Genomic DNA, 12801 nt, shown 5'->3' with positions numbered 1-12801 from the left:
ACCGATGCTGTTTGCCCTGATTTGCACCGACAAGCCCGACCATCTCCAGGTGCGGCTGGATACGAGACCCGGCCATGTCGCCTATCTGGAGGGGCTGAACGCCAAAGGCACGCTGAAGTTTGCCGGCCCGTTCCTTGACGAGGCGGGCAAGCCGACCGGCAGTCTGGTGGTCGTGGAGGCGGCCGATTCGGCCGCCGCCGAGCTGATCGCCGAGGCCGATCCCTACGCGCGCGCCGGACTTTTCGCCTCCGTTGAAATCAAGGCCTGGAATTGGGTCTTCAACGCGCCGCAGGGGGCCTAGATGGCATACTGGCTGTTCAAATCGGAACCCTCGACCTGGTCGTGGGACAAGCAGAAGGCCAAGGGCGAGGCCGGCGAACAATGGGACGGCGTGCGCAACTATCAGGCCCGCAACAATATGCGGGCGATGGCGGTCGGCGACAAAGGTTTCTTCTACCACTCCCAGGAGGGACTTGAGATCGTCGGGATCGTGGAGGTGAGTGCGCCCGCTCACCCCGACAGCACCACCGACGATCCGCGCTGGGAATGCGTCGATATCCGCGCGGTGCGCGACGTGCCGAAACCGGTCAGCCTCAACGACATCAAGGCCAATTCGGTGCTGGCGGAGATGGTGCTGGTGAAGAACTCGCGACTTTCCGTGCAGCCGGTCCGTGATGACGAGTGGGCCGAAATCTGCCGCATGGGCGGGCTCGACCCCGATACGATCTGACGTCCGGCCGGTGGTCGGCACGTCCGCAAAGACGCTTTCGCCGACCGAGGCGAGCGCATTCGTGGCGGCCAATACCGGTCTGATCGCGCCACCGCACGTGCCCGAAATCGTGCTCCACCTTGCCGACGAAGCGCATGCATTGTGGCTCAAGACCGAGGATGAGCTGGAGGCGATCGGCCTGCAGCCGCCCTTCTGGGCCTTCGCCTGGGCGGGCGGACAGGGGCTGGCGCGCCATCTCCTCGACCATCCCGGGATCGTCGCGGGCAAGACGGTGCTGGATTTCGCGACCGGATCGGGGCTGGTCGCGATCGCCGCGCGCAAGGCCGGCGCGGCCGCGGTGGTCGCGGCCGACATCGACCCGTTCTGCCGCGCGGCGGTGGCGCTCAACGCAACCGCGAACGATGTCGAGATCGCCTTTGACGACCGCGACCTGATCGGCCTCGACGAAGGCTGGCAGGTGGTGCTTGCCGGCGACGTCTTTTACGATCGCGCGCTCGCCGAGCGGCTGTCGTGCTGGCTCGGCCGGCTTTCGGCGCGCGGTGCGCTCGTGCTCGTCGGCGATCCCGGCCGATCCTATCTGCCGCGCGCGCTGCTTACGGAAATCGCTACCTACCAGGTGCCGGTGACGCGGGCGCTCGAGGACGCGGAGGTCAAGCGCACCACGGTGTGGCGGTTCGATTGACGAACTCGCGGCAGCGGCGTTCTATGCGGCGCAGACTTATGGCGGGCAAGGGAGTGCTGGCATGGATTTCGGTGGTGTGAGTTATCTGGCGGTGCTGGTCGCCGCGGTCGCGGCCTTCCTGTTCGGCGCGGTCTATTATGGCGGGCTCGGCAAGCCCTGGATGAAGGCGGCGAAAATCAAGCCGGAAGACGCCCGCATGGAGCCCATGTTGTTCATTACCAGTTTCGGGTGCGAATTGGTGATGGCCTGGGTGATGGCCGGCGTGATCGGCCATCTCGGCGCGGGCCAGGTGACGCTGTGGAACGGTGTCGTGTCCGGTTTCTTCCTCTGGCTCGGGTTCATGGCGACAATCACCGCCATCAACCAGCGCTATCAGGGGTTCGGCTGGGATCTGACCCTGATCGACGCCGGCCACTGGCTCGGCGTGGCGTTGATCATCGGCGGGATCATCGGCTGGTGGGGCGTCTGAGTCAGCCGATGACCTCGATCACAGTGCCCCGCCGCAGGACCGGCAGGAGCCGCATCATCGTGCGGCGCGAGACGGCGACGCAACCCTCGGTCGGCGTATAGCCGGGCCGGGCCAGGTGCAGGAAGATCGCGCTGCCGCGTCCCCGGACGGCCGGACGCATGTTCCAGTCGAGCACGATCACGACATCGTAGAGATGGTCATGGCGACGCATGATCTCGTGACTGGCCGCGTAGGGCAGGCGCACCGGCCGGTTGTAGTTGCGGTCGCCGGGCGCGTCGCACCAGCCGAGTACGCGCGGGATCGGCCGCAATTGCAGGCGCGTGGGCACAACCCGGCCCCTGTCGACGCGCCGATAACCCCACAGCACCGCGAGTCGGCCGCGCGGGGTGGCGCCGTCGCCCTCCCGCTTACGGGTCGTGATGCCGCCCCGACCGAGTGCGCATGAAAAACTGTGCCGACCGAACTGGAGCAAGCCCTGGGTCGGATGGCCCGGCCGCGGCCGCACGACAAGCAGCGGCGCGGCGGCGATGTTGTCTTCCGCCGCATTACGCTCACGATTTTTGGAGTATGATGGTGCCAGCTTACAAATCATGGTGAGCGTCTTTCACGATTCGCGCGCGCCTCATAGATGTGGAACGATCGACCCTTTCACAATTGCTTATGGAACGAAACATGACTTCACGCACCATATTGATTGTCGACGACGATGACGATCTACGCGCCACGCTGGTTGAGCAACTCTCGCTTTACGAGGAGTTCAGGGTCATCCAGGAACCGTCGGCCGGCAAGGGCATCCAGACCGCTCGCGGTGGACTGATCGACCTGTTGATCATGGACGTCGGACTGCCCGACATGGATGGGCGCGAGGCGGTCAAATTGCTGCGCAAAGGCGGCTTCAAGGCGCCGATCATCATGCTGACCGGGCACGATACCGATTCCGACACGATTTTGGGCCTGGAGGCGGGCGCCAACGACTATGTGACCAAGCCGTTCCGCTTCGCCGTGCTTCTGGCGCGACTGCGCGCGCAATTGCGCCAGCACGAGCAGAGCGAGGACGCCACCTTCGTCGTCGGGCCCTACACGTTCAAGCCGAGCCAGAAGCTGCTGATCGACCAGCGCGGCGGCAAGGTACGGTTGACCGAGAAGGAAGCCTCGATCATCAAATATCTCTACCGGGCCGGCCAGAAGGTGATCACGCGCGACGTGCTTTTGGAGGAAGTGTGGGGCTATAATTCCGGCGTCACCACCCATACGCTGGAGACCCATGTCTACCGGCTGCGCCAGAAGATCGAGCGTGATCCTTCCAATGCGGAAATTCTTGTGACAGAAAGCGGGGGTTACAAGCTCGTCCCCTGAGTCGAAAGGCACCGGTTGGGCAGGGCTGGAAGGCCGGGACACCTTCATGGCGCTTGACGACGATATCGGCATTCTCGCCGGCGTGGGCATATTTCGCGAATTCACGCAGGACCAGCTTCGTCTTCTCGCATTCGGGACGGAGCGCTTGCGCCGGCCCGCCGGCAAGGAGATTTATCGCGAAGGGGCGGCGGCCGACTGCGCCTTCGTCGTGGTCGAGGGCAAGGTCGCGCTTTTTCGCGAGCGCGAGGGCGAACGTATCGTCGTCGGCCGGATCGGTGCGGGCTCGGTGATGGGCGAGTTGGCCCTGATTACCAACGGATACCGGCTGACCGGGGCGATGGCCGAGACCGAGGTCGAACTGATGCGCCTCAATCGCGGCCTGTTCCAGCGTATCCTGGTCGAGTATCCCGACGCAGCGGCCAAACTGCACCAGCGGCTATCGGCCGATCTTACCGGCATGCTGGAACGGATCGAGCGCCTGGCGCCGAAATTTTCTTAGCAATACGGTAGAACGGCGCCAGTCGCGGGTTCGGGCTGCACCCACAATCAACGCGGTTCTGCAGACTTTTTCTAATCGAACCCGAAACGGGTGATGACCGGCACGTGGTCGGACGGGCGCTCCCAGCCGCGCGCCGCGCGCAGGACCTCGACCTCCCGCATGTCGTCGACCAGGTTCGGCGAAGTCCAGACATGGTCGAGCCTGCGGCCGCGATCGGAGGCGGCCCAGTCGCGGTTGCGATAGCTCCACCACGTATAAAGCCGCTCCTGCGGCGGGATATGGGCGCGCATCAGGTCGACCCAGCCGCCTTCGGCGCGCATCGATTCCAGCCCTTCGGTCTCGATCGGCGTATGGCTGACGACCTTGAGAAGCTGCTTGTGCGACCAGACATCGGTCTCGAGCGGTGCGATGTTCAGGTCACCGACCAGGATCGCGGCCGACTCGCCGTCGAAGCCGGCGCGAACCGAACGCATTTCCTCGATGAAATCGAGCTTGTGGCGGAATTTCGGATTGATCTCAGGATCGGGCTCGTCGCCGCCGGCCGGAACGTAGAAATTATGCAGCAGCACCGACCGGCCGCCGGCCGAAAGCCGCGCCGAAACATGGCGCCGGTCGCCAATACCGCAGAAATCTCGCTTTTCGACGATGTCGAGCGGCCGCCGGGATAGCGTCGCCACGCCGTGATAGCCCTTCTGGCCGCTGATCGCCATGTGACCGTAGCCGAGCGCCTCGAAGGCGGCGGCCGGAAACAGATCGTCTGGACATTTCGTTTCCTGCAGGCACAGGACGTCGGGCGCGTAATCCTTGAGAAACTGCTCCACCAGCGGCAAGCGCAGGCGCACGGAGTTGATGTTCCAGGTAGCGACGGTGAAGGGCATGGAAGAATTCCGGCTGGGGTGAAGGCGCGAAATTGCCAGCCGGAGGCCGTCGTGACAAGCGCGCCCTGCCGCGCGGACCGGCGGATGCGGTTCATCCACAGGCGATTGGCGAGGAAGGTTGCGTTTTTTGCGTTCGCAAAAGCGGATTTTTCCGTCGGCGCGTCGAGAAGGCGACCGGCAGCGCGCCTATCCGCTCCGAAGCTACCTGGTTGGTCCGCGCCCGCGCGCGCCGTGGCGGGAGATGTACTGATAATCGATCGCGAACACGCTCGGGTCGAAGGTCACGCCCTGCTTGACGTTGAAAATCATCACGGTCGTGTCCTTGCCCTGGGAATCGGTGATGGTCCACTGCCGCAGTTCATAGGATGCCGGGTCGAACATCATGGTGATGGTGGCGTCGCCGAAAACCGAGCGGTCCTGCAGCTTGATCGTGGTCAGGTCCTTTTCCTGACTGACCTGACTGACCTTTTCGGTCGACAGATCGATGCTGTCGTCGAGCAGCAGTTTCAGCGGCGTCTTCGACAGCGGGTAGAGGTCCCACGTCTTCAGTTTTTTGTTGTTGATGACGACCGATTTGCCGTCGGCGATCACCTGCACGCCGGCCGGGGCTTCATAGTTGAAGCGAATCTTGCCGGGCCGTTCGATGTAGAATTTTCCGCCGGTCTGCTCGCCGCGCGGGCCGAACTGCACGAACTCGCCCATCATGGTGCGGATCTGGGTAAAATGGTTGGCGATTTTCTGCGCCTCGGGGCTGGCCGCCGCCGCCGCTTGGGCGGGCACGAGCGGCATGAGGCACGTCGCGCCGAGCGCCGCGAAACCGGCAAGCGCGGCGCGGCGCGAAAATCTCCCTGCCGTGTATGGCGAAGAAATCATGATGGCGGCTCTCCTAAGCGTTGTGACGGGTCTAAGCACGGAGTGCGGCATTAATTTGGCTCGCGCGCGCCCGGGACGATCAAAAAGTCTCGTCCTCGGTCGGCACAAGGATTTCGCGCTTGCCGGCATGGTTGGCCGGGCCGACGATGCCTTCCTGCTCCATGCGCTCAATGATCGAGGCGGCGCGGTTGTAGCCGATGCCCAGGCGCCTCTGGATATAGCTGGTGGAGGCCTTGCCGTCGCGCAAGACCACCGCGACGGCCTGGTCGTAGGGATCGTCGGAATTGTCGATATTGCCGCCGCCGGAGCTCGAAGGGCCGGAGGCGTCGTCGTCCTCGTCGTCCTCGGTGATCGCATCGAGATATTCCGGGACACCCTGGACCTTGAGATGGGCCACGACCTTTTCCACCTCGTCGTCGGAGACGAACGGGCCGTGGACGCGCTGGATGCGCCCGCCGCCGGCCATGTAGAGCATGTCGCCCATGCCGAGAAGCTGTTCGGCGCCCTGCTCGCCCAGAATGGTGCGGCTGTCGATCTTGGAGGTGACCTGGAAGGATATCCGGGTCGGGAAATTGGCCTTGATCGTACCGGTGATGACATCGACGGAGGGGCGCTGGGTGGCCATGATGACGTGGATGCCGGCCGCGCGCGCCATCTGCGCCAGGCGCTGCACGGCACCCTCGATGTCCTTGCCGGCGACCATCATCAGGTCGGCCATCTCGTCGATGATGACGACGATGTAAGGCAGCGGCGCCAGATCGAGCGTCTCGGTCTCGTAGATCGCCTCACCGGTTTCGCGGTCGAAACCGGTCTGGACGGTGCGCGAGATCGCCTCGCCCTTCTTGGTCGCCTGGGCGACGCGCTGGTTGAAGCCGTCGATGTTGCGCACGCCGACCTTGGACATCTTGCGGTAGCGGTCCTCCATCTCGCGCACGGTCCATTTCAGCGCGACGACGGCCTTTTTCGGGTCGGTGACGACGGGGGTGAGAAGATGCGGGATGCCGTCATAGACGGACAGTTCCAGCATTTTCGGATCGATCATGATCAGCCGGCACTGTTCGGGCCGCATGCGATAGAGGATCGACAGGATCATGGTGTTGATGGCGACCGACTTGCCCGAGCCGGTCGTGCCGGCGACGAGCACGTGCGGCATCTTGGCGAGGTCGGCGATCACCACCTCGCCATTGATGGTCTTGCCGAGCGCCAGGCCGAGCTTGGCCTTGGTTTGCTCGTAGTCGCGCGAGGCCAGGATTTCGCGCAGGAAGACCGTTTCGCGGCGCGCATTGGGCAGCTCGATGCCGATCGCGTTGCGGCCGGGCACCACGGCGACGCGGCAGGCGATGGCGCTCATCGAACGGGCGATGTCGTCGGCCAGGCCAATGACCCGCGACGATTTGATGCCGGGCGCGGGCTCGAGTTCGTAAAGGGTGACGACCGGGCCGGGGCGGACGTGGATGATCTCGCCCTTGACGCCGAAATCCTCCAGCACGCCCTCGAGCAGGCGCGCATTCTGTTCCAGCGCGTCCGTCGACAGGCTGGGGTCGCGCGCCACATTCTTCGGCTCGGCCAGGAAATGCAGCGTCGGCATTTCGAATTCGCTGGCATCGATGAACGAGGTTTGAGCCTCGCGCTGGACCCGGGCGCCGGGTTTGGGTTTGGGGGGCGGGTTTTCGACGCGCGCGGCCGCACGCGCCGGCTGGGGCGCGCTTTGCCGGGGCGCGGGCTCGAAATCGCCCATATCGTCGAAATCCGGTTCCTCGAGCGGTTCGGGCGCCAGACCGTCGAGGCTTTCGAATTCAGGCTCGACACGCAGCCGGTCGGCGCGTGCGGGCCGTATCTGCGACACCTCGTCGAACTCATCCGGTGCGTCGTCATAGTCGATGCCGGTGTCTCGCGGACCCGACAGCCGGCGCACGAAGGCGCGGGCCGATAGCCACCAATGGACCAGCGCACCGAGCGCGGGAACGCCGTCATCATCATCGTCGGCTTCGGTGAAGTTCTCCTCGGCGTCCTCGTCGTCGGATGCCGCGAAGTCGTCGACAGGCAGCGTCCTGCGTCCGATCAGCCCGACGGCGAACATCATCAGCCACAGGGCGGGTAGGCCAAACAGCAGCATCAGGGCCACCGCCAGCAGGCCTTGCGGATAGCCGCCCGACAACAAGGCGGGCAGTTTGAGCACCATGTCGCCGAACACTCCGCCGAGACCGGACGGCAGCGGCCATGTCGGCGGCGCGGTGATGCAGCCGGCAACGGCCGCGCCGAGAAGGGTAGCTCCGGCCCAGGCCGCGCCGCGGCGCGGCAGGCGGTCTGGCGGTCGGCCGGCGAGCAGAAAGAGGCTCCAGGCGAAAACGGGCACCAGCGCGGCCACGGCGGCGAGGCCCAGGAACTGCATGGCCAGATCGGCCACGACCGCGCCCGGATAGCCCATCGCGTTGGTGACGGTGTTGCCGGTGGCATGGCTGAAGCTGGGGTCGGCGACGTTCCAGGTGGCGAGCGCGGCGATGGCAAATGCACCGAACGCCAGCAGCGCCAGCCCGAGCACGCGCGTCAGCAGCCGTTGCACGAAACTCTGGATCCCTTGTCCGATTCCGCCCAGGGCCAATGCCGCCGAATTGCCTGTTCTCATCTCGCCTTCCTCGCACGCGTGCCGCCGTCCGGCCGGTCGATCCGGATGGCAGGCCGCGACCCAACCTAGAAAGTGAGGGTTAAAGCCGCATTAACCATGCGCATTTGCGAGCGATCGGACATCGCTTTTTCGAAAACGGAATGGTGACTCCGGTAGTCTGCTACAAGGACAGACCCGAACCCACGGCGCCCAGCGCCGTCCGCATCAAAATGAGCGATCCGCATATGAAGCGCGGTGGAAGTCTGCCCATCAGCGATCCGCCGCGCGATATTGATCTTCCAGCGACAATGCTCTCCTCTCCCCCACGGCGCTCCGCGTGGCGTCCGGGATATGAGGAGAGCATGGAGTGCGATTCAAACCTCGCTTCGTGCACGAGGGCGCGCGGCGCCGAACCCTTTTCGCGGCTGCAGGCGCTTTGAATGTTCCGGCCGGCAGGGTTCTGCCGGCCGGAATTGGCGTTTACGAGTGGTAGGCGGCCTCGCCGTGCGAGGTCAGGTCCAGGCCCTGGCGCTCCGCGTCCTCGGCCGGCCTCAGTCCGATCAACACATCGGTGAGCTTGTAGAAGATCGCCGAGCCGATGCCGCACCACACGATGGTGACGAGGACGGCCAGGATCTGCGTCCAGACCTGCCCGGCCATCGACACGCCCTCTGCATAGCCGACGCCGCCCAGCGCGGAGGAGGCGAAGACGCCGGTGCCGATCGCGCCGACGATGCCGCCAATGCCGTGAATGCCGAACACGTCGAGCGAATCGTCGTAACCGAGTTTGATCTTCACGACGGCGACGAAATAATAACACACCGCGCTGGCGATCGCGCCGAGCACGATGGCGCCGACCGGGCCGACCAGCCCGGCGGCGGGGGTTACGGCGACCAGGCCGGCGACCACACCGGAGGCCGCGCCGAGCATGGAGGCCTTGCCGCGCGCAAGCGCCTCGACCACCACCCAGGCGATGATCGCGCCGGCGGTTGCGGTGAAGGTGTTGATCATCGCCAGTGCCGCGCCGCCGGTCGCCTCAAGGTTGGAGCCGGCGTTGAAACCGAACCAGCCCACCCACAGGATTGAGGCGCCGACCATGGTCAGGGTCATGGAATGCGGAGCCATGTTGTCCTTGCCGTAGCCGGTGCGCTTGCCGATCATGATGCAGCCGACGAGACCGGCGATGCCGGCATTGATGTGGACCACGGTGCCGCCGGCGAAGTCGAGCGCCCCCCAGCCGAATAGCAGTCCGCTGCCGTCCCAGACCATATGGGCGATCGGGAAATAGACGAAGGTGACCCACAGCGCGACGAACAGCACGACGGCCGAGAACTTCACCCGTTCGGCGAAGGCGCCCACAATCAGCGCCGGCGTGATGCAGGCGAAGGTCATCTGGAAGCAGATGAAGACGAATTCGGGAATGACGACGCCGTCGGTGAATGTCGCCGCGGTGCTGTCCATCGTCACGCCGGTCAGGAACAGCTTGCCGAAACCGCCCCAGAACGGGCTCGTGCCGCCGCCGAAGGCGAAGGAATAGCCCCACAACGTCCAGATCACGATGACGACGGCGGTGATCATCGTGCATTGCATCAGCACCGACAGCATGTTCTTGGCGCGCACCAGCCCGCCGTAAAACAGCGCCAGTCCCGGCAGGATCATGAACAGCACCAGCACGGTAGCGATCATCATGAACGCGGTGTCGCCCTTGTCCATGACGGGCGCGGCCGTTTCGGCTGTGTCCTGTGCGTAGGCGGTGAAGGGGGCAAGCGCACCAGCGCCGAGGCCGCCGGCCAATGCGGGCCGAAGGCCACGCCGGATAAGCGTTGGAATGGTCATCTTGGTCTCCTTGAAATCGGATTGACGGTCAGATCGCATCGACGTCGGTCTCTCCGGTGCGAATGCGCACCGCCTGGTCGATCCCGTGGACGAAGATCTTGCCGTCGCCGATCTGTCCGGTCCGGGCGGCCGTGCCGATCGCCTCGACGGCCCGCTCGGCAAGCTCGTCGGCAACAACGATCTCGATCTTGACCTTCGGCAGGAAACTGACGGCGTATTCGGCGCCGCGATAGATTTCCGTATGCCCCTTCTGGCGCCCGTATCCCTTCACCTCGGTGACGGTCAGGCCCTGGATGCCGACGGTGGTCAGCGCCTCCCGAACCTCGTCGAGCTTGAACGGCTTTATGATAGCCATCACGATTTTCATCAGGCTTCACCCTTGTTTGTGCGGGTTCCCGCGTTCCATCACACCACCAGTGGCCCGCGGGCGACCGGAGCGTGACAAGGGCGATTCAATCTCCGTGCCAGTTTCCGTGGCCTGCGCACAATTGTCTGAAATGTATTGCTAAATCGGATCGGTCGCGGCGTCGCTTCGCGCTTGCGAACCGCGTCGCTGCAAAGAATCTATGCAGAATCGAAGCTCTGCCTATATTTTAGGCAGTAGTTCCGGGCCCGGTGCGCAGCCGGATCAGCCCTTCCTGGGCGACCGAGGCGATCAGCACGCCGTCGCGACCATAGATGGCGCCGCGGGTGAAGCCGCGGGCGCCGGAGGCGGACGGGCTGTCCTGGGTGTAGAGCAGCCAGTCGTCGAGCGGATGCTCGCGGTGGAACCACATCGCGTGATCAAGGCTGGCGACCTGGAGGTCGGGATCGAAGACGGCGCGTCCGTGCGCGAAAGTCGAGGTGTCGAGCAGGGTCATGTCGGAGAGATAGGCAAGCACCGCGGTACGCAGCGGCCACTCGTCCGGCACCGGGCCGGTGGTCCGCAACCAGATGTTCTGGCGCGGCGGCAGCTTGTCGCGGCTGGTGTAGTGTTCGAGATTGACCGGTTTGATCTCCAGCGGCCGTTCGCGGGCCCAGAAACGGCGAATGATGTCGGGCACGTTGTCCATGTGCTCGAGCAGTTCGCGCTGGGTCTTGAGCCTTTCCGGCGGCGGCACGTCGAGCGGCATCGGAAACTGATGATCGAGCCCCGGTTCGGCGAGCTGGAAGGAGGCCTCGAGCGAGAAGATTGCCTTGCCGTGCTGAACGGCGACAACCCGGCGCGTGGTGAAGGAGCCGCCGTCGCGAATGCGGTCGACTTCGTAGACGATCGGCACCTTGGTGTCGCCGGGACGCATGAAATAGCCGTGCAGCGAATGTACCTGCCGGTCGGCGTCGACGGTGCGCTGGGCGGCGACGAGGGCCTGGCCGATGGTCTGGCCGCCGAAAACGCGCTGCCAGGCCGTTTGCGGGCTGCGACCACGAAACAGATTGTGTTCCAGCCGCTCGAGGTCGAGAATGGCCAGAAGTTCCTGCATGGCTGGCGACATCGTCACGGCCCCGCTTTCGTCGACATGTCCGTTTGTTCAGACTTGGCGGGTTTTCGAGCAGAAAGGCAAGGGCGAAGTCAACCGGGTCGACGGAGCCTGACCCTAGAACCGGCATGCCCAAAGAGGAGTTTTTGATGGCGAAAATGACGAAACGCGGACGCGTCGACGTTGTGGTCGCGGGTGCCGGATATGTCGGGCTGGCGACGGCGGTATCGATCGCGCAAGCGCGGCCTGCACTGAAGGTCATCGTTGTCGACGCCGCACCACCCGGCGTCTGGCAACGCGACGGCCGCGCCTCGGCAATCGCCGCGGCGGCCTGCCGGATGCTGTCGCAGCTCGGCTGCTGGGACGAGATCGCGCCGCAGGCGCAGGCGATCACCGACATGGTCGTTACCGATTCGCGCACGTCCGATCCGGTGCGTCCGGTCTTTTTGACCTTTGACGGCGAGGTTTCGACCGGCGAGCCGTTCGCGCATATGACACCCAACAAGGCCCTGAACGGCGGCTTACGGCGGCGCGCGGCCGAACTCGGTATCGATCTCCTGGAAGGTGTGGCGGTGGAACGATTCGACGCCGGCCCCGCCGGCGTTACCGTCGCGCTGGCCGACGGCACCGCCATCGAAGCGTCTCTCCTGGTCGCCGCCGACGGGGTGAAGTCGCGCTTGCGCGACATGGCCGGCATCAAGACGGTGCATTGGGATTACGGCCAGTCCGGCATCGTGTGCACGGTCAAGCACGAACGCCCGCATAACGGGCGCGCCGAGGAGCATTTCCTGCCGGCCGGTCCGTTCGCGACCCTGCCGCTGACAGGAAATCGCTCGTCGATCGTGTGGACGGAGCGCACCGAGGAAGCCGAGCGCCTGATCGCCGAGGACGATATCGTTTTCGAGACGGAACTGGAGCTCCGTTTCGGCCTGAAGCTCGGCGAGATCAGCGTCGAAGGGCCGCGCCGGGCCTGGCCGCTCGGGCTGACGCTGGCGCGCGAGTTCGTCGCGCCCCGTTTCGCGCTGGTGGGCGATGCCGCGCACGGTATCCATCCGATCGCCGGCCAGGGGCTCAATCTCGGCTTCAAGGACGCCGCCGCTCTGGCCGAAGTGGTGGTCGAGGCCGACCGGCTCGGCGAGGATATCGGCGCGCTCGACGTGCTGGAGCGCTACGCGCGCTGGCGCCGCTTCGACACGGTGCAGATGGGCATCACCACCGACGTGCTCAACCGCATGTTCTCCAACGATTTCGGCCCGCTGCGCGCGGTGCGCGATATCGGCCTCGGCATGGTCGACCGGATGCCGCGGCTGAAGGAATTCTTCATCCGTCAGGCGGCCGGACTCGCCGGCGAGGCGCCGCGGCTTCTGCGCGGCGAGGCGATCTGAAACAGTCCGGAGTTTCGATCGGCTATTCGGA

At 65.0% G+C, this 12801-nt stretch carries 14 protein-coding genes; 7 read left to right on the top strand and 7 right to left on the bottom strand.

What is annotated here, in order from left to right; all coding sequences use genetic code 11:
• The first annotated feature begins 4 nt into the window (after positions 1 to 4).
• From GN330_RS04690 to GN330_RS04675, 4 genes are all read left to right on the top strand, one after another.
• Positions 5 to 301: a YciI-like protein gene (locus tag GN330_RS04690; protein ID WP_156711475.1), complete on the top strand. Its 297-nt coding sequence runs from the start codon at positions 5 to 7 to the stop codon at positions 299 to 301.
• Positions 302 to 730: an EVE domain-containing protein gene (locus GN330_RS04685; protein ID WP_156711474.1), complete on the top strand. Its 429-nt coding sequence runs from the start codon at positions 302 to 304 to the stop codon at positions 728 to 730. It abuts the gene before it with no gap.
• Between the two features lie 10 nt (positions 731 to 740).
• Positions 741 to 1412 (top strand): class I SAM-dependent methyltransferase, encoded by a 672-nt coding sequence (locus GN330_RS04680; protein ID WP_343040262.1) that lies wholly within the window; start codon positions 741 to 743, stop codon positions 1410 to 1412.
• Between the two features lie 61 nt (positions 1413 to 1473).
• Positions 1474 to 1881 (top strand): DUF1761 domain-containing protein, encoded by a 408-nt coding sequence (locus GN330_RS04675; RefSeq protein ID WP_156711472.1) that lies wholly within the window; start codon positions 1474 to 1476, stop codon positions 1879 to 1881.
• 1 nt (position 1882) lies between these two features.
• Here GN330_RS04675 and GN330_RS04670 read toward each other — a convergent pair whose 3' ends face one another.
• A complete protein-coding gene (locus GN330_RS04670; RefSeq protein ID WP_156711471.1) occupies positions 1883 to 2473 on the bottom strand; it encodes a L,D-transpeptidase family protein in 591 nt (196 codons plus the stop codon).
• Between the two features lie 80 nt (positions 2474 to 2553).
• On the opposite strand from GN330_RS04670, the gene GN330_RS04665 reads away from it, so the two are divergent.
• On the top strand, positions 2554 to 3237 hold the full coding sequence (locus tag GN330_RS04665; protein ID WP_156711470.1) for a response regulator transcription factor: 684 nt from the start codon (positions 2554 to 2556) through the stop codon (positions 3235 to 3237).
• Between the two features lie 46 nt (positions 3238 to 3283).
• Positions 3284 to 3736, top strand: a complete 453-nt coding sequence (locus GN330_RS04660; protein ID WP_156711469.1) for a cyclic nucleotide-binding domain-containing protein — start codon at positions 3284 to 3286, stop codon at positions 3734 to 3736.
• Positions 3737 to 3807: 71 nt separating this feature from the next.
• On the opposite strand, the gene GN330_RS04655 is transcribed toward GN330_RS04660, so the two are convergent.
• From GN330_RS04655 to tesB, 6 genes are all read right to left on the bottom strand, one after another.
• Positions 3808 to 4614 carry an exodeoxyribonuclease III gene (locus GN330_RS04655; protein WP_156711468.1) on the bottom strand — a complete coding sequence of 269 codons (807 nt, stop codon included), beginning with the start codon at positions 4612 to 4614 and terminating at the stop codon, positions 3808 to 3810.
• Positions 4615 to 4815: 201 nt separating this feature from the next.
• On the bottom strand, positions 4816 to 5487 hold the full coding sequence (locus GN330_RS04650; protein WP_156711467.1) for an outer membrane lipoprotein carrier protein LolA: 672 nt from the start codon (positions 5485 to 5487) through the stop codon (positions 4816 to 4818).
• Positions 5488 to 5566: 79 nt separating this feature from the next.
• Positions 5567 to 8113 (bottom strand): DNA translocase FtsK, encoded by a 2547-nt coding sequence (locus tag GN330_RS04645; RefSeq protein WP_156711466.1) that lies wholly within the window; start codon positions 8111 to 8113, stop codon positions 5567 to 5569.
• 459 nt (positions 8114 to 8572) lie between these two features.
• On the bottom strand, positions 8573 to 9928 hold the full coding sequence (locus GN330_RS04640) for an ammonium transporter (RefSeq protein WP_156711465.1): 1356 nt from the start codon (positions 9926 to 9928) through the stop codon (positions 8573 to 8575).
• A 28-nt stretch (positions 9929 to 9956) separates the two neighbouring features.
• Positions 9957 to 10295 carry a P-II family nitrogen regulator gene (locus GN330_RS04635; RefSeq protein WP_156711464.1) on the bottom strand — a complete coding sequence of 113 codons (339 nt, stop codon included), beginning with the start codon at positions 10293 to 10295 and terminating at the stop codon, positions 9957 to 9959.
• 226 nt (positions 10296 to 10521) lie between these two features.
• Complete coding sequence (gene tesB, locus GN330_RS04630) at positions 10522 to 11400, bottom strand: acyl-CoA thioesterase II (protein ID WP_156711947.1); 879 nt, start codon at positions 11398 to 11400, stop codon at positions 10522 to 10524.
• 134 nt (positions 11401 to 11534) lie between these two features.
• Between tesB and GN330_RS04625 the strand changes: the two genes are divergently transcribed.
• Positions 11535 to 12770, top strand: coding sequence for a ubiquinone biosynthesis hydroxylase (locus GN330_RS04625; protein WP_156711463.1), 1236 nt, complete (start codon positions 11535 to 11537; stop codon positions 12768 to 12770).
• Positions 12771 to 12801 lie beyond the last annotated feature (31 nt).

The organism is Nitratireductor arenosus, from assembly GCF_009742725.1.
Classification (GTDB): domain Bacteria; phylum Pseudomonadota; class Alphaproteobacteria; order Rhizobiales; family Rhizobiaceae; genus Mangrovimarina; species Mangrovimarina arenosa.
This window is presented reverse-complemented; position numbering and strand designations above follow the sequence as displayed.